The organism is Pseudomonas fluorescens (assembly GCF_902497875.1).
GTDB lineage: Bacteria > Pseudomonadota > Gammaproteobacteria > Pseudomonadales > Pseudomonadaceae > Aquipseudomonas > Aquipseudomonas fluorescens_BR.
In genome coordinates this window covers 114,933-131,702 of sequence record NZ_CABVHY010000003.1, presented here as the reverse complement: position 1 = coordinate 131,702, position 16,770 = coordinate 114,933, and the positions used below count along the sequence as shown (strand labels likewise).

The following is a 16,770-nucleotide window of genomic DNA, read 5'->3' as shown; positions in this document are numbered from 1 at the left end:
GTATTTTCGAACCAAAATGGGTTGATCAGTGATCGGAGTGCAACTAATCGCACCAATATAGTGCGAAAACCTGAAGGGCGTTTAGAAGATTGAAAAAATGCTTTTTTCTTCTTCAGGTTTGTCCGCCAAAGGACATTCCGGACGCTGGCCGTAATCGACAAGGCTGCAAGGTTTGACCTGGCGTTTCTGCGCCAGGGACATACGCAGCATATGGAAAGGCTGATTGGCTGTTCGCTCGACGATTCGCCCTTGCTCATCGAGAATTTCCACTGCCAGGTGGTGGGTGCCACGGTCGATATTGCTCAAGGCGAATACCGGGCTGGGGCCCGGAGCGGCGGTCGGTTGGCCGTCCAGTATCAAGCGATAGCGGTGACCACGTTGCAGGCCGGGTTCATTGGTGACGCTGACAATCAACTCGCCCTGGGTACTGCGTACCGTGGCGTCTGGGTCCGGCACCAGAACCCGCAGCATCTGATAGTGGAAGAGCGGTTTGTCCTGGGGCTTGCTGGCGGATGGCTTCGGGGCTGCTCCGTTCGGGTTTGCCGACATACGATTGCCCGGAGCTAATTGAACGCGTTTGGCATTACCCGGTTGAGGTTGGTCGGTGAAGACCCGATTCCCTTGAGCGTCGATATAGGTGTAGACCTCGGCTGTGGCCGGAAGGGCGATCAGCAGCAGGCAGAGCGCCAGTGCACCCGTGAAAGGCATCAAGGCTTATGCACCCGTTGCACGGTAAAAGTGGCGGTCGGGCTTTGTTGCACAACTCGCTCTCCATCCAGTACCTGTACCGCCAGTCGGTGTTCGCCACGATCGATGTTCACCAGTTGCAAGCGTGGCACGTTGCTCGGCTGACCATAGGGCTGGTCGTCCAGCAGCAGACGCAGGCGATGCTCGCCTTGCAGGCGCGGTTGCAGCGCAACACCCACGGTGAAGGTGCCATTGTTGGCACGCAGGGCTTCTTCGCTGGGTAACCCGGTCAACTCCAATACCTCATATGCAGCGACACTATCGTCTTGCTGACGGGCGTTTTGTGCCGGGCTGGCGTGTGGCAGGGCAGGCGGCTGACGCTCGACGCTATTGAGTGGCGGCAAGTCAACGGCCTGGCTCCGGGTGCCGTCGGGCGGCTGATTGCTATAGGCAGTGTTGCCATTGGCATCGGTGTATTTGTAGATCTGCGCCGTCGCCGAGAAGGCCAGGGGCAAAAGCAGAAACAGTAAAAACGGCCGCATTCAGGCTTCCCGATGGATTGAACAAGTTACTCCGACAGCGCAATGCCCGGGCTGCCAGCATAGAACACTATGAGTTCTACCGGGCTGTCGCCGGTTTTGCCGCGATGCACCGTGTTGACCATTTCGGCCAGGGTCTGCCCTTGTTTGAGTACCCGGGTCTGACCACTGTCCCTGGCTTCGACGGTGAGCTCTCCGGCGAGGATATAAGCCGCATTGGGGATCGGATGAGTGTGCCACTTTAGTTCGGTGTTGGCAGGTATCTTCAATTTGAGCAGGGTCAGTTCGGGGCTGCCTTGGGGATAGGAGGCATAGGGCGTTCCATCCCAGGAGGAGGAGCTCTGCAGCAAGACTTCCTTTTCGATCCCGGGCTTTGCATTGGTATTGCTGCAGCCCAGCGTGAGCAGGCAAGCGAGCGCGACGAGCAAGGTTCTGGCGGGGGCGGGTTTTTTCATGGCTCTATCCTCTGCAGGGGGGCGTGATGACTCCAATGAGTGCTGTCAGGCTACGTGCAATGCAATTGCGTTGATGCCAGAGGGGGCTGTGAGTGCCGGAGGATGGGGTGCGATCAGCTGTCAGAAATTGCCCACAAAAAAGGCCTCCCGAAGGAGGCCTCTGTTACGCCGCTTGCGCAAGCGTTACTGGATTAGCAGCTGTAGTACAGCTCGTATTCCAGTGGGTGTACGAAGGTGCGAACCTTGATTTCTTCTTCGCTTTTCAGAGCGATGTAAGCATCGATGAAGTCATCGCTGAAAACACCGCCTTTGGTCAGGAATGCACGACCTTTGTCCAGCTCTTCCAGGGCTTCTTTCAGGCTGCCGCAAACTTGTGGGATCTCTTTCGCCTCTTCAGGCGGCAGGTCATACAGGTTTTTGTCAGCCGCGTCGCCTGGGTGGATCTTGTTCTGGATGCCGTCCAGGCCAGCCATCAACAGTGCAGCGAAGCCCAGGTACGGGTTGGCTGCCGGATCCGGGAAGCGAGCTTCGATACGGCGAGCTTTAGGGCTGGACACGTAAGGAATACGGATCGAAGCGGAACGGTTGCGAGCCGAGTAGGCCAGCATTACCGGAGCTTCAAAACCTGGGACCAGACGCTTGTAGGAGTTGGTCGACGGGTTGGTGAAACCGTTCAGTGCCTTACCGTGCTTGATGATGCCGCCGATGAAGAACAGGGCGGTATCGGACAGGCCGGCATAACCTTCGCCAGCAAAGGTGTTCTTGCCATCTTTGGAGATAGACAGGTGAACGTGCATACCCGAACCGTTATCGCCATACAGCGGCTTAGGCATGAAGGTCGCGGTGCGGCCGTAAGCGTCGGCAACGTTGTGCACGCAGTATTTCAGGGTCTGAACTTCGTCAGCCTTGGCTACCAGGGTGTTGAACTTGACGCCGATTTCGTTCTGGCCAGCAGTCGCCACTTCGTGGTGGTGAACTTCGATGACCAGGCCCATTTCTTCCATGGCGTTGCACATGGAAGTACGGATTTCGTGGTCATGGTCAAACGGAGGAACCGGGAAATAGCCGCCTTTCACGCCTGGACGGTGACCGCGGTTGCCGCCTTCGACGTCCTGGTCGGACATCCACGAGCCTTGTTCGGAGAAGATTTTGAACATCGAACCGGAGATGTCGGACTTGAACTTCACTTCGTCGAAGATGAAGAACTCAGGCTCCGGGCCTACGAATACGGTGTCGCCGATACCGGTGGACTTCAGGTATTCCTCGGCGCGCTTGGCGATGGCGCGTGGGTCACGGTCATAGCCTTGCATGGTCGAAGGTTCGATCACGTCGCAAACCAGGATCAGGGTCGGCTCTTCGGTGAACGGGTCGAGGACGGCAGTGGAGTCGTCCGGCATCAGGATCATGTCGGAGGCTTCGATGCCTTTCCAGCCGGCGATGGAGGAGCCGTCGAACATTTTGCCTTCTTCGAAGAAAGCTTCATCCAGCGCATCGCGAGCTGGCATGGTCACGTGGTGCTGAGTGCCTTTGGTGTCAGTGAAGCGCAGATCAATCCATTTGACGTCATGATCTTTGATGAGTTGAACCGACTTCGACATAGTGTCCTCCGGGGTGGCTTCGGGCTAGTAGTGGAGTGCCCTTAGAATGTGGGTGATGCCGGCGCGAATACTCTGCCAAGGCAACCTGCCTCACAAGGGAGCAAATTGCATGCCAGTGCCCCGACTTGGGTTTTTTGCCCCAAACTCACGCATATAAAGGTACAAACGGGAAAATTCGGAAAGTTTACGCACTGAAATGTTGCGCGCAAAAGCATAATCGCCCTATTTCAGTGCGCACAAAACCATCTGCACATTAACTGGTTAAACCTTGAGCAATTTCCGCTATAATCCGCGCCCCCCTTTTTCGGCTGGCCCTTCGCGCGCTGTTTCCATGAAACTAATCGTAAAAGTCTTCCCAGAGATCATCATCAAGAGCCGCCCGGTACGGATGCGTTTCATCCGCCAGTTGGCCAAAAACATCCGTGCCGTGCTCCGCGATCTGGACCCGGCTGTGGTGGTGAACGGTGTGTGGGACAATCTCGTGATGGAAACCCGCGTCAGCGAGCCGAAAGCCTTGAAGGACATGATGGATCGCCTGAGCTGCATGCCGGGCATCGCGCATTTCCTGCAGGTTGACGAGTACCCGTTGGGCGACTTCGACGACATCGTCGCCAAGTGCAAACAGCATTTCGGTGATGCCTTGGCGGGCAAGATTTTTTCTGTGCGCTGTAAACGCGCCGGCAAGCACGAATTTACTTCGATGGAAATCGAGAAATACGTCGGTAGCCAGCTGCGTCGTCAGTGCGGTGCCGCCGGAATCTCTTTAAAAGAGCCGGAAATCGAAGTGCGGATGGAAATTCGCGACCAACGGTTGTTTGTGATCCACAGTCAGCACAACAGCATCGGCGGTTATCCGCTGGGAGCCCTGGAACAGACACTTGTGCTGATGTCCGGCGGTTTCGATTCGACGGTGGCGGCCTACCAGATCATGCGTCGCGGGTTGATGAGCCATTTCTGCTTCTTCAACCTGGGCGGGCGTGCCCACGAGCTGGGCGTGATGGAAGTTGCGCACTATATCTGGAAGAAGTACGGCAGCTCCCAGCGAGTGCTGTTCGTCAGCGTACCGTTCGAGGAAGTGCTCGGAGAAATTCTCGGTAAAGTCGATAACAGTCATATGGGCGTAGTATTGAAGCGTATGATGTTGCGCGCGGCTTCAAGAATTGCCGATCGGCTGGAAATCGATGCGCTGGTTACCGGTGAGGCGATCTCCCAGGTGTCCAGCCAGACGCTGCCGAATCTCTCGGTGATCGACTGCGTAACCGAGAAGCTGGTGCTGCGACCGCTGATCGCCAGTCACAAGCAGGACATCATTGATCTGGCCAACGAGATCGGCACTGCCGATTTCGCCAAGCATATGCCGGAATATTGCGGGGTGATTTCGGTCAACCCCAAGACCCACGCCAAGCGCAACCGCGTGGAGTATGAAGAACAACAGTTCGATATGGCGGTGCTCGAGCGTGCGCTCGAGAACGCCAAACTGGTGCCGATCGATCGGGTTATCGATGAATTGGGCCAGGATTTGCAGGTCGAAGAAGTCAGTGAAGCACTGGCCGGTCAAATCGTGATCGACATCCGTCACCCGGATGCTCAGGACGACGAGCCGCTGGAGCTGCCTGGCATCGAGGTACAAGCGATGCCGTTTTATGCATTGAACGCTCGTTTCAAGGAACTGGACCCTACTCGCCAGTACCTGTTGTATTGCGACAAAGGCGTGATGAGTCGCCTGCATGCCCACCATTTGCTCAGTGAGGGGCATGCCAATGTGCGCGTTTATCGACCGAGCTAAGAGCCCGGGGCTGTATGCCTGTGGCCTGCGTCACCGGCCCCCCGACGCCGCCGTCAAGCTGTAACGGCTTTGCCGGACTCTACTGTAAATGGCTGCCAAGACTTGTCAGCACACCGAATCCTCTGATCGAGATACACAAGTGATCGAAAATCTACGCAACATCGCCATCATTGCTCACGTTGACCATGGTAAGACCACCCTGGTAGACAAACTCTTGCGTCAATCCGGCACCCTGGAGCGCAACGAGCTCAACGACGAGCGCGTGATGGACTCCAACGACCAGGAGAAAGAGCGCGGTATTACCATTCTGGCGAAAAACACCGCCATCAACTGGAACGGCTACCACATCAACATCGTGGATACCCCGGGCCACGCCGACTTCGGCGGCGAAGTAGAACGCGTAATGTCGATGGTTGACTCCGTTCTGCTGCTGGTTGACGCTCAAGACGGCCCTATGCCGCAAACCCGCTTTGTGACCCAGAAGGCCTTCCAGGCTGGCCTGCGTCCAATCGTGGTGATCAACAAGGTTGACCGTCCAGGTGCACGTCCGGATTGGGTTCTGGATCAGATCTTCGACCTGTTCGACAACCTGGGCGCTACTGAAGAGCAGCTGGACTTCCAAGTCGTTTACGCTTCCGCGCTGAACGGTATTGCCGGTCTTGAACACACCGCCATGGCGGAAGACATGACGCCGCTGTACCAGGCGATCGTTGACCACGTTCCGGCTCCTAAAGTCGACCGTGAAGGCCCGTTCCAGATGCAAATCTCGGCACTGGACTACAACAGCTTCCTGGGTGTTATCGGCGTTGGTCGTATCGCTCGTGGTCGCGTCAAGCCGAACACTCAAGTTGTGGCCATCGACGTTGACGGCAAGCGCCGTAACGGTCGTATCCTCAAGCTGATGGGTCACCACGGTCTGCACCGCATCGACGTTGAAGAAGCAGCTGCCGGCGACATCGTCTGCATCAGCGGCTTCGACCAGCTGTTCATCTCCGACACTCTGTGCGACCCACTGAACGTCGAAGCGATGAAACCGCTGACCGTTGACGAACCTACCGTTTCCATGACCTTCCAGGTTAACGATTCGCCGTTCTGCGGTCGTGAAGGCAAGTTCGTCACCAGCCGTAACATCAAGGAACGTCTGGACAAGGAACTGCTGTTCAACGTTGCTCTGCGCGTTGAAGAAGGCGACACCGCCGACAAGTTCAAAGTCTCTGGCCGTGGTGAACTGCACCTCTCGGTACTGATCGAAACCATGCGTCGCGAAGGCTTCGAAATGGCTGTTGGTCGTCCGGAAGTGATCATCCGTCTGGTTGACGGCGTGAAACACGAACCGTACGAAAACGTCACCATCGACCTGCCGGAAGAATCCCAGGGCGCGATCATGGAACAGATCGGTATCCGTAAGGGCGACCTGACCAACATGGTTCCGGATGGCAAAGGCCGCGTTCGCCTTGAGTACAACATCCCGGCTCGTGGCTTGATCGGTTTCCGTAACGAGTTCCTGACCCTGACCTCCGGTGCAGGCATCCTGACCTCGATCTTCGACCGTTACGACGTGATGAAGTCCGGCGACATGTCCGGCCGTCAGAACGGCGTGCTGGTTTCGGTTGCCACTGGTAAGGCTCTGACTTACTCGCTGGAAACCCTGCAGGCTCGCGGCAAGCTGTTCCTGGGCCACGGCGAAGACGTGTACGAAGGTCAAATCGTCGGCATCAACAGCCGCGACAACGACCTGGGCGTCAACCCAACCAAAGGCAAGAAGCTCGACAACATGCGTGCTTCCGGTAAAGACGAAACCATCGCACTGGTTCCGCCTATCCGCTTCACTCTGGAGCAAGCTCTGGAATTCGTACAAGAAGACGAATTGTGTGAAGTAACGCCTAAGTCCATCCGTCTTCGCAAGAAGATCCTGGGCGAAAGCGAGCGTACCCGCGCTGCCAAGAAAAGCGGTAACTGAGTTTCGACTTAGTTAAGGCTTAAAAAAACGCCCCCGACCGCAAGGTCGGGGGCGTTTTTGTTTGTCTGGGATTTGATGTCGTTTGGGCTGCCGCCATCACGCCCTGAGCCTTTCCGTCAACACGGTTTAGCCTTGTCCGGCTCGCTGATCAAAGGCGAGCCGTGCCGGGTCAGGCAGCGAGATTGCGGATCAGAACTTCTCGAGCGTGCGACGGTTGCTGCTGGTCTCACGCGCCACTTCTTTCGGCTTATAGGCGCAATACCCCGGCCGCGGCCCGATTTTCGGGTGGTTGCGGCAGGTATCCGGGCGCTTTTCATAAATAGTGCACAGGCGACTCTTACGATCCAGGTACAGGCAATCGTTGTTACTCATGCGCTGGAGGGTGAAGATCTCGGACTTCTGGTTGTAGCGCTCGACGATCCCTTCCTTCTGCAGGCGTTTGGCGATGTTCTTCGCTGGCTCGCCGCGCTCGAATTCGTCGACGATGCCAATACGGATCAGATCCTTGATCTTGACCTCGACCGGCAGCGTGCAGCAGCTGGACACGCAGGAACCGCACATCGGCGCAGAATACTTGGCCCAGGTATCGAGGCGATCGATCTCTGCGGCAGCGATCAGGTTGGACTTCATCATCGGTTGTTACCAGGGGTGTATCAGGGCGCGCGATGATACCGGGGTTGGTGAAGGTGTGAACAACCATTTGCCGGTTTTTCATCCAATCAGGGTATTTTGACCGGATCGGCACGGCATCTGCATCTTTTCAGGGCGTATCGGCCGGAGGAAAATGTTTACCTGAGTAATTGCAGAAAACACCGAACCGGAACCTCTGCCTCGTGTCAGACCGACTAGGCTCAGACAATTCCATGCCGTCTATCTCGCTCGAGGTTGTATTGATGACTCAGGAACCACTTGTTCGTGACGCAGAGGTGGCCGCATTTCGCGACGCTGTCTTGACCAAACTGACCTACGCAGTGGGTAAGGACCCGGATCACGCGTTTGACCATGACTGGTTCGAAGCCATTGCTTTGGCCGCGCGGGACCATATGGTCGAACACTGGATGGACCACACGCGGCAGATCTACCGCAAGGGCCAGAAGCGTGTGTACTACCTGTCGCTGGAATTCCTCATCGGCCGTCTGCTCTACGACAGCCTGAGTAATCTTGGCCTGCTGGATGTGGCGCGCGAGGCGATGACCGAACTGGGCGTCGACCTTGAGCGCATTCGCCTGCTGGAGCCGGACGCGGCGCTGGGTAACGGCGGCCTCGGGCGATTGGCGGCGTGTTTCATGGAGAGTATGTCGACCCTCGGCATCGCTGGCCATGGTTACGGTATTCGCTATGAACACGGCTTGTTCCGTCAGGCCATTGTCGACGGCTGGCAGCAGGAACAGACCGAGCACTGGCTGGATTTCGGCAACCCCTGGGAGTTCGAGCGGCCTGAGGTGATCTACCCGATTGGCTTCGGCGGCGGAGTCGAGACCGTGATGGATGAAACCGGCAAGACCAAGCAAGTCTGGTGGCCGGCGGAAACCGTGCGGGCAGTGGCCTACGACACGCCCGTGGTCGGTTGGCGCGGTGCCAGCGTCAACACCCTGCGTCTGTGGCGGGCGCGGGCCATGGAAGACCTGCACCTGGAGCGCTTCAATGCCGGCGACCATCTGGGCGCGGTGGCCGAAGTGGCGCGGGCGGAAAGTATTTCCCGGGTACTCTATCCCGCCGACAGCACCGAAGCCGGCCAGGAGTTGCGGCTGCGTCAGGAGTATTTCTTCGTTTCTGCGTCGTTGCAGGATTTGCTGCGCCGGCACAAGAACATGCATGACTCGGTGCTGAGCCTTGGCGACCACGCCGCGATCCAGCTCAACGACACCCATCCCTCGATTGCCGTGGCCGAGCTGATGCGCCAGTTGCTCGACTTGTATGGTGTCGATTGGGATACCGCTTGGCAGATCACTGTCGACACGCTGTCCTACACCAACCACACGTTACTGCCCGAAGCGCTGGAAACCTGGCCGGTAGGGCTGATGGAGCGGATGCTGCCGCGACACATGCAGATCATCTACCTGATCAACGCCCATCACATCGACTCACTGCGAGCCAAGGGTATCCACGACTTCGACGTGCTGCGCGCCGTGTCATTGATCGAGGAAGACAACGGTCGCCGGGTACGCATGGGCAATCTGGCGTTTCTCGGTTCCCACAGCGTCAACGGGGTTTCCGGCCTGCATACCCAGCTGATGCGCAGCACGGTGTTTTCCGAACTGCACAAGCTTTATCCGGAGCGGATTAACAATAAGACCAACGGCATCACCTTCCGTCGCTGGCTGTACCAGGCCAACCCGGAGCTGACCTCGATGATGGTCGATGCGTTGGGTCCCAAGCTGTTGGATAACGTCGAAGAGCGCTTGATCGACCTGGAGCCGTTCGCCGAGAAGGCAGCGTTCCGCAAGCAGTTCGCCGAACAGCGACTGCACAGCAAAAGAGCCCTGGCCAATATTATCCAGGAGCAGTTGGGCATCACGGTCAATCCGGAGGCGATGTTCGACGTGCAGGTCAAACGGATTCATGAATACAAGCGCCAGTTACTCAACCTGCTGCACACCGTGGCGCTGTACCAGGCGATCCGCGCGGAGCCGGAAGTCGACTGGGTGCCGAGGGTGAAAATTTTCGGCGGCAAGGCCGCGGCCAGTTATCACCAGGCCAAGTTGATCATTAAACTGGCCAATGACATCGCGCGCACCGTGAACAATGACCCGACCGTGCGCGGCCTGCTCAAGGTGGTGTTCCTGCCCAATTACAACGTGAGCCTGGCCGAGTGCATCATTCCCGCCGCCGACCTCTCGGAGCAGATATCCACCGCCGGATTCGAGGCGTCAGGCACCAGCAACATGAAGTTCGGCCTCAATGGCGCCCTGACCATCGGCACGCTGGACGGTGCCAACGTGGAGATGTGCGAGCGCATCGGTGCCGAGCACATGTTTATCTTTGGTCTCAGCGCCCAGCAGGTCGAAGCGCGCACACTCAACGCCGAGTTCAGCGCCGTGCCCGATATTGCGGCCTCCCATCGACTCGGGGACGTGTTGCAAGCGATTCGCAGCGGGGTGTTCTCGCCGGATGATCCGACCCGTTACACCGGGTTGATCGATTCGCTGGTCGACCATGACCGCTTTCTCGTCTGCGCCGATTTTGACTCCTACTGGAATGCTCAGTCACGGGTCGAAGCACACTGGCACGATTCGAAAGAATGGTGGCGCTCGGCGGTGCTGAACACTGCCCGGATGGGCTGGTTCTCGTCCGACCGGACGATTCGTGAGTACGCGACGGATATCTGGAAGGCGCTGGAGTAAGTTTTAGGCGTCGATATACTGTGGTGCTCCGGAAAAGATCGCAGCCTGCGGCAGCTCCTACGGTCCGTGTTCACAAGCGACATTTGTGAACGCGATCTGTGTAGGAGCTGCCGCAGGCTCGGGCCGCGTTCGGACGATCTTGGCAATTTCGGCCGCGCTAATCTTCTCGGATTGGCGATAGTGCTTAGGGATATCGACCATGCAATGGATTTTCATGCTGACAGGGCTGGTGCTGGGCTGGATGCTCGATGAGACCTTCAGCGATGCCTTGCTTGGCGCCCTGATCGGAGTTGGTGTCGGGCAAGCGATCCGCCTTGCGGGTCTGAGTTCGCAAGCGGCGCAGCAAAGCCAGCAATTGGAACTGGCGCAAAAAGCTTTAGCGGCTGTCGAGCAGCGTCTGGCACTGCTCGAAGCGTCTGGAATCAGAGCTGCCGAGCCGACTGCTGCCAGTGAAGCAGCCCAACCCTATTCCCCTCCTGAAGTGGTCTTGAGCGAAGCGCCGGAATCGATTCCGGCGCCTTTGCGTGCGGACCCCGAGCTGGTCTGGGATTGGCCGGCGGAACTCGAACGCGAGCAATATGCCGCCGCGCCGCAATCGAGCAAACCTCCAGCAGTCGATGCCTGGAAACCAGAGCCCGCTGCCAGCGCGCCGGGAAAACCGGCAGGCCGCCGTGAACCGAACCTGATCGAACGCGCCATGAGCAGTGCGCGCAATGGGTTGTTCGGCGGTAACACCGTGCTGCGGGTCGGTGTGCTGCTGTTGTTTCTCGGCTTGGCGTTCCTGCTGCGCTATGCCACCGAAGGCATGGTGGTGCCAATCGAGCTGCGTTACGCGGGGGTTGCAGCTTGCGCCCTGGGCCTGCTCGGGCTCGGTTGGTGGCTGCGTCTGCGCAACAGCAGCTACGCGCTGATGTTGCAGGGCACGGGGATCGCGGTGTTGTACCTGACGGTGTTCGCCGCCATGCGCCTGCATCCACTGCTTGATCCGACTGCCGCTTTGGGCTTGCTGGTGGTGGTCACAGTGTTCTCGGCGATTCTGGCGATCACCCAGGATGCGCTGGGCCTGGCTGCGGTGGCGGCCCTCGGTGGCTTTGCCGCGCCGATTCTGACCTCCACCGGGGCTGGCAACCATGTCGCGTTGTTCAGTTATTTCGCCTTGCTCAACGCCGGCATCCTGGCCATTGCCTGGTTCAAGGCCTGGCGCTTGCTCAACCTGATCGGTTTCGTCGGCACCTTCGGTATTGGTTTCGCCTGGGGGCTGCGCTCTTACACTGCGCAACTGCTGTGGAGCACCGAGCCGTTCCTGATTCTGTTCTTCCTGATGTACCTGGCGATCGGGCTGCTGTTCGCACGGCGAAAATTGCTGGAGTTGAGCGATGCGCCCGCAGACGCCAGCCGCGAAGCGCTGCTGCGCTGGTCGGCGCGCAAGGGCGATTATGTCGACGGCACTATGCTGTTCGGCCCGCCGCTGGTTGGTTTCGGCTTGCAGTTCGCGCTGGTCCAGCATCTGCAGTTCGCCGCGGCGTTCAGCGCGCTGGCGCTGGGCATTGTCTATATCGGCCTGGCCCGCTTGCTCGCCGGTGGGCGAGCGCTGTTACTGGGGGAAACCTGCCTGGCACTGGGGGTGATTTTCGCCAGCCTGGCGATTCCGCTGGGACTGGATGCGCGGTGGACGGCGGCGGCCTGGGCGGTGGAAGGCGCGGGGATTTTCTGGCTCGGCCTGCGTCAGCAGCGACCCTTGGCGCGGGCGTTTGCCTTGCTCCTGCAAGTGGGCTCGGCGCTGTCATTCCTCAGTGAACTGCGGGGTGGCGAGACCAGCCTGTTGGACGGTGCGCCACTAGGGGCGTTGATGTTGGGGGCAGCCTTGCTGTTCAGTTTCTATCAATTGCGCGAAGCCCGGCCCGGGCAAGCGTCGAACCGGGAGCGTATAGCGCTGCCGGTATTGGCTTGCGGCGGCTTGGCATTCCTTTATCTGCTGGCACCCTTGTTTTTCTTCACCCAAGGTACCGCTATCAGTTGGGCGCTGGCGGGGCTGGCGACCTTGTTCGTCGGCCTGCGCCTGCAATCGCGGACGTTCCTGTTCAATGCCTTCGCCGTACAACTGCTCGCTGGCGCGTTGTTCCTCCTGCGGCTGCAAGGCGCGCAGGGCGACTCTGCGGTGTTCAGTGCCGGTTGGAGTGGTTTGCTCAGTGCTTCCTTGATTGGCCTGGCGTTGATTGGCGGGATGTTACTGGCGGCACGTGATGACATGGTGCGCAATGACGTGCGACTGCTACGCGGCCTGTCGGTGGTGTTGCTGGCGGGGCTGGTGCTGATCAACCTGGCGGTATTGTTTGTGCTGCCATGGCAAACGGCGAGCGCGGTGTGGGCCGCCAGTGGTCTGATGATCATCTGGCTGAGCCTGTACATGCAGCAGCGTGTGAGTTTTGTCTTTGGTCTGCTGTTGCAGTTGATTGGCGGCGCGGCGTTCCTGATTGCCGGGCCCGATCTGCTCGGATCGTTGTCCAGCGAAGGACTGCGGCCACTGGCTCATGGCGGTTTCTGGACGCCGATGGTGCTCGGCTTGGCGGCGTTGGTCGGTGCCTGGCGCTTGCAGCGAGGCGCTCATGCAACGGCTTTCGATGCCTTGAGCTTGCAGCGTTTGTCCGAACTGCTGTTGGTGTGGGGCGCGGCCTGGTGGGCGCTGGCGTTGGTCAGTGAAGTATTGCGCTTTGCCCCGGCGGATCTGCAAGCCGCGTGGTTACTCGGCGTCGCGGCGTTGAGTGTGGCGCTGTGGTGCCTGTTGGCCTTGCGCTTGAAGTGGCCGGCGCTGGGTCTGCTCTGCACCTTGCTGGTACTGGCAGCGAGTCTGGTATTGGTCGCGGCATGGCACGCCCGTTATCACCCGGCAGCCCATTTCGGCTGGCTGGCTTGGGTGGCGGTGTTTGTCGTGCACTTCTTCGCGTTGCGACGTTTGGCGCCGATGCTGCCCGCTACGGCCTTGAGCGTCGCCCATGTCCTGGGTTGCTGGCTGCTGATTGGCGTACTGGCGCTGGAGCTGCGTTACGGCCTGCTGCTGTTGTCCGAGCAATACAACGCCTGGCGCTGGCTGGGCTGGGCGATTCTACCAAGCCTGTATCTGGTGTTGATGGCCGCCCCTCGCAACTGGCGGTGGCCGGTCTCGAGCCATTCCCCCGAGTATCGCTTTTACGCGGCGCTGCCGTTGGCCGTGTTGATGCTTGGCTGGTTCTGGCTGGCGAACATCGCCAGTGACGGAACCGCCGAACCGCTGCCCTATGTGCCACTGCTCAACCCATTGGAGTTGGGGCTGTTGTTCGCCCTGTTCGGGGTTTATGCCTGGTCGCGCAGTGCGCTCACGCAATGGGCCGCTCGCGCCGACTATGTCGAACCTGCCACGCAGCTGATGGCTGGCGTCTCGTTGTTCGCCTTCTTCACCGCACTGGTGATGCGCAGCGCTCACCAGTGGGGCGGGGTGCCGTTCGAGCTGGACGCGCTGCTGCAGTCGATGCTGGTGCAAGCCGGGCTGTCGATCGTCTGGACGCTGATTGCCCTGAGTCTGATGATCGGCGGCCATTTGCGTCACCGTCGCGAAGTCTGGCTGATCGGTGCGGTGCTGATCGGCGTGGTGGTCGCCAAACTGTTTTTTGTCGAGTTGAGTAACCGTGGCGGGCTGGCGCGAATCGTGTCTTTTATCGGTGTGGGGGTGTTGCTGCTGGTGGTGGGCTATTTTGCGCCGCTGCCGCCCAAGCGTGCCGAAACCGAACCGGCAGCTGGAAAGCCGGCCAATGAATCTGAAGGAGTGTCATCTTGAGTCAGAAGCTGAGCCTGGGCTGGTTGGGAGCTGTCGGGTTGTGTGCGGCATTGTCGGCCAATGCTCAGGAAAAACCGGGGAATTTCACCACCCAAATGCCGTTGACCTTGAGCGGCGAGGGGCCGTGGTACCGCCTTGAATTACCGCTAGAGGTGCAACTGAACGCACGTCAGACCGATCTCGGCGACGTGCGGGTGTTCAACGCTGCCGGTGAAGTACAGGCCTACGCGTTAGCCCGGGAGCAGGCACAGACCAGCGAAAATCGCGCCCTGACCGACGTTAAATGGTTCCCCCTTTACAGCTCGACGGACGCCAGTGACGCCACGCCGAGCATCCAGGTGCAAACCAATGCAAACGGTACCCTGGTAGAAGTTCGGCCCTCCAGCCAGATTGAAGCAGGCGAAGAAGTGCTGCGTGGCTGGTTGCTGGAAGCCAGTGCAGTCAAGGCGCCGCTGCAGCAGTTGATTCTCGATTGGACCAGCGAGCGTGACGGCTTCCAGCGATTCAGTATTGAAGCCAGTGACGATTTACAGCATTGGCAATCGTGGGGCGAAGGGCAGGTGGCGCGCCTGACGTTTGCCGACGAGCGGATCGAGCAGCGCGAGGTCGCTTTGCCGAGGCAGCGGGCGCGGTATCTGCGCTTGTTGTGGGACACCCCGCAGTCGGCGCCGATCCTCACGTCTGCCCAATTGGAAAGCGCCAGCATCAACAGCCTGCCGCTGTCCTTGATCTGGTCGCAGCCGCTGGCCGGAACTGGCGTGAAGGCGGGCGAATACACTTGGCAACTGCCGGCAGGCCTGAACATCGAGCGCTTGCGGGTGGAACTGAACCAGGCAAACAGCCTTGCTCCCGTTACCTTGTACGGCCGTCGCGAAAGCAGCCAGGCGTGGCGGCCGTTGAGCAGCGGGTTGCTCTATCGCCTGACCCAGAATGGCCAGGATGTGGTGCAAGATGAATTGCAGATGCCCGGTCAGACTGTTCAGCAATTGAAGCTGGTCGTCGACGAGCGCGGTGGAGGTCTGGGCGCTGAAGCCCCGGCCGTGCACTTTGCCGTGCGGGCAACCCAATTGGTGTTCCTCGCTCGCGGAGCAGCGCCGTATACCCTGGCCCTGGGCAGCTCGGCGGTGAAAGCAGCAAACCTGCCGCTGCCGACCTTGATTCCAGATTACAGCCCTGGGCGTCTGGCGGCTTTGGGTCAGGCAAAAGTGGACGGTGGTTTGTTGTTCGCTCAGTCAACCACTGCAACACCACCGATCGTCGTGGGCACCGACTGGAAGAAAATCGGTTTGTGGGCGGTGTTGTTGCTGGGTGTGTTCTTTCTCGCGGTCATGGCATTCAGTCTGTTGCGCAAACCACCGGCGCAAACCTGACGATGGGTGCTTCGCGCCCAATCGGTGTCCTGCCGGCCAGCGTAGCCCGAAACTTCGGAAAATCCTCAGCCACCTTCGGTCGGTTTCGGGCTACGCTGAACCCGGCGCATGAACTCTATGGGGCGGATCACGTCTGATAAGAGGAAAAGCGCCCCGACTCGCGTTAAACTGCGCGGGTTTTTAGCCCCCCCTTTCTCCGGAGCCATCCATGTCCCGCGTTACCCTGAGTCGCTATTTGATTGAGCAGACCCGCAGCAACAACACTCCTGCCGATCTGCGTTTCCTGATCGAAGTGGTGGCGCGTGCTTGCAAGGAAATCAGCCACGCCGTCTCCAAAGGCGCCCTGGGTGGTGTTCTGGGCAGCATGGGCACCGAAAACGTGCAAGGTGAAGTGCAGAAGAAACTCGACGTGATTTCCAACGAAATTCTGCTCGAAGCCAACGAATGGGGTGGTCACCTGGCCGGCATGGCGTCCGAAGAAATGGACAATGCCTACCAGATCCCGGGCAAATATCCGAAAGGCGCCTACCTGCTGGTTTTCGACCCGCTGGACGGTTCGTCGAACATCGACGTCAACGTTTCGGTCGGCACCATCTTTTCGGTGCTGCGTTGCCCGAACGAGCACCTGAGCCAGAACGAAACCCTCAGCGAGAAGGCTTTCCTGCAGCCGGGTACCGAACAAGTCGCTGCCGGCTACGCCATCTACGGCCCGCAAACCATGCTGGTGCTGACCCTGGGCGACGGCGTCAAAGGCTTCACCCTGGACCGTGAAATGGGCAGCTTCGTGCTGACCCACGAAGACATCAAGATCCCGGAAGCCACCCAGGAATTCGCTATCAACATGTCCAACCAGCGTCACTGGGAAGCTCCGGTACAGCGCTACGTCAACGAATTGCTGGCCGGTGAAGAAGGTCCGCTGAAAAAGAACTTCAACATGCGCTGGATTGCCGCGATGGTTGCCGACGTGCACCGGATCCTGACTCGTGGTGGCCTGTTCATGTACCCGCGCGACAACCGCGACCCATCAAAGCCGGGCAAACTGCGCCTGATGTACGAAGCCAACCCGATGTCGTTCCTGGTCGAGCAGGCTGGTGGTATTTCTACCGACGGCCATCAACGGATTCTCGACATTCAGCCTGAAGGCTTGCACCAGCGTGTAGCGGTGTTCCTTGGCTCGAAAGAAGAAGTTGAACGCGTCACCGCTTACCACAAGGAGTAAA

At 59.1% G+C, this 16,770-nt stretch carries 11 protein-coding genes; 6 read left to right on the top strand and 5 right to left on the bottom strand.

Going from position 1 to position 16,770, the window contains the following annotated elements:
• Window positions 1-81: 81 nt before the first annotated feature.
• The 4 genes from F8N85_RS03620 to glnA form a co-directional block, all read right to left on the bottom strand.
• Window positions 82-708 (bottom strand): DUF4124 domain-containing protein, encoded by a 627-nt coding sequence (locus F8N85_RS03620; RefSeq protein ID WP_150802309.1) that lies wholly within the window; start codon window positions 706-708, stop codon window positions 82-84.
• Window positions 708-1,229 (bottom strand): DUF4124 domain-containing protein, encoded by a 522-nt coding sequence (locus F8N85_RS03615; RefSeq protein ID WP_150802308.1) that lies wholly within the window; start codon window positions 1,227-1,229, stop codon window positions 708-710. The genes F8N85_RS03620 and F8N85_RS03615 overlap by 1 nt, the downstream gene beginning before the upstream one ends.
• A gap of 26 nt (window positions 1,230-1,255) precedes the next feature.
• Window positions 1,256-1,681, bottom strand: coding sequence for a cupin domain-containing protein (locus F8N85_RS03610; RefSeq protein ID WP_150802307.1), 426 nt, complete (start codon window positions 1,679-1,681; stop codon window positions 1,256-1,258).
• Between the two features lie 191 nt (window positions 1,682-1,872).
• Window positions 1,873-3,279: a glutamate--ammonia ligase gene (glnA, locus tag F8N85_RS03605; protein ID WP_150802306.1), complete on the bottom strand. Its 1,407-nt coding sequence runs from the start codon at window positions 3,277-3,279 to the stop codon at window positions 1,873-1,875.
• Between the two features lie 331 nt (window positions 3,280-3,610).
• Between glnA and thiI the strand changes: the two genes are divergently transcribed.
• On the top strand, window positions 3,611-5,065 hold the full coding sequence (gene thiI / locus F8N85_RS03595) for a tRNA uracil 4-sulfurtransferase ThiI (protein WP_150802305.1): 1,455 nt from the start codon (window positions 3,611-3,613) through the stop codon (window positions 5,063-5,065).
• 139 nt (window positions 5,066-5,204) lie between these two features.
• Window positions 5,205-7,025 (top strand): translational GTPase TypA, encoded by a 1,821-nt coding sequence (gene typA / locus F8N85_RS03590; RefSeq protein WP_150802304.1) that lies wholly within the window; start codon window positions 5,205-5,207, stop codon window positions 7,023-7,025.
• Window positions 7,026-7,214: 189 nt separating this feature from the next.
• Here typA and F8N85_RS03585 read toward each other — a convergent pair whose 3' ends face one another.
• Window positions 7,215-7,655 carry a YkgJ family cysteine cluster protein gene (locus F8N85_RS03585; protein WP_150802478.1) on the bottom strand — a complete coding sequence of 147 codons (441 nt, stop codon included), beginning with the start codon at window positions 7,653-7,655 and terminating at the stop codon, window positions 7,215-7,217.
• A gap of 263 nt (window positions 7,656-7,918) precedes the next feature.
• Here F8N85_RS03585 and F8N85_RS03580 point away from each other — a divergent pair, with 263 nt between their 5' ends.
• The 4 genes from F8N85_RS03580 to F8N85_RS03565 all read left to right on the top strand — a co-directional run bounded on the left by F8N85_RS03580 (window position 7,919) and on the right by F8N85_RS03565 (window position 16,769).
• Entirely contained in the window at window positions 7,919-10,369 is a 2,451-nt protein-coding gene (locus F8N85_RS03580; RefSeq protein ID WP_150802303.1) for a glycogen/starch/alpha-glucan phosphorylase, read from the top strand.
• Between the two features lie 199 nt (window positions 10,370-10,568).
• Window positions 10,569-14,180: a DUF2339 domain-containing protein gene (locus F8N85_RS03575; RefSeq protein ID WP_150802302.1), complete on the top strand. Its 3,612-nt coding sequence runs from the start codon at window positions 10,569-10,571 to the stop codon at window positions 14,178-14,180.
• Window positions 14,177-15,550: a DUF3999 domain-containing protein gene (locus F8N85_RS03570; protein WP_150802301.1), complete on the top strand. Its 1,374-nt coding sequence runs from the start codon at window positions 14,177-14,179 to the stop codon at window positions 15,548-15,550. The genes F8N85_RS03575 and F8N85_RS03570 overlap by 4 nt, the downstream gene beginning before the upstream one ends.
• Before the next feature lie 208 nt (window positions 15,551-15,758).
• Window positions 15,759-16,769 carry a class 1 fructose-bisphosphatase gene (locus tag F8N85_RS03565; protein ID WP_150802300.1) on the top strand — a complete coding sequence of 337 codons (1,011 nt, stop codon included), beginning with the start codon at window positions 15,759-15,761 and terminating at the stop codon, window positions 16,767-16,769.
• Window position 16,770 lies beyond the last annotated feature (1 nt).

Excerpts from the sequence above, each read along its gene's own strand:
- F8N85_RS03620 (WP_150802309.1), bottom strand. The coding sequence starts at position 708 with ATGCCTTTCACGGGTGCACTGGCGCTCTGCCTGCTGCTGATCGCCCTT.
- F8N85_RS03585 (WP_150802478.1), bottom strand. The coding sequence starts at position 7,655 with ATGAAGTCCAACCTGATCGCTGCCGCAGAGATCGATCGCCTCGATACC.
- glnA (WP_150802306.1), bottom strand. The coding sequence starts at position 3,279 with ATGTCGAAGTCGGTTCAACTCATCAAAGATCATGACGTCAAATGGATT.
- F8N85_RS03610 (WP_150802307.1), bottom strand. The coding sequence starts at position 1,681 with ATGAAAAAACCCGCCCCCGCCAGAACCTTGCTCGTCGCGCTCGCTTGC.
- F8N85_RS03580 (WP_150802303.1), top strand. The coding sequence starts at position 7,919 with ATGACTCAGGAACCACTTGTTCGTGACGCAGAGGTGGCCGCATTTCGC.
- F8N85_RS03615 (WP_150802308.1), bottom strand. The coding sequence starts at position 1,229 with ATGCGGCCGTTTTTACTGTTTCTGCTTTTGCCCCTGGCCTTCTCGGCG.
- thiI (WP_150802305.1), top strand. The coding sequence starts at position 3,611 with ATGAAACTAATCGTAAAAGTCTTCCCAGAGATCATCATCAAGAGCCGC.
- F8N85_RS03575 (WP_150802302.1), top strand. The coding sequence starts at position 10,569 with ATGCAATGGATTTTCATGCTGACAGGGCTGGTGCTGGGCTGGATGCTC.
- F8N85_RS03565 (WP_150802300.1), top strand. The coding sequence starts at position 15,759 with ATGTCCCGCGTTACCCTGAGTCGCTATTTGATTGAGCAGACCCGCAGC.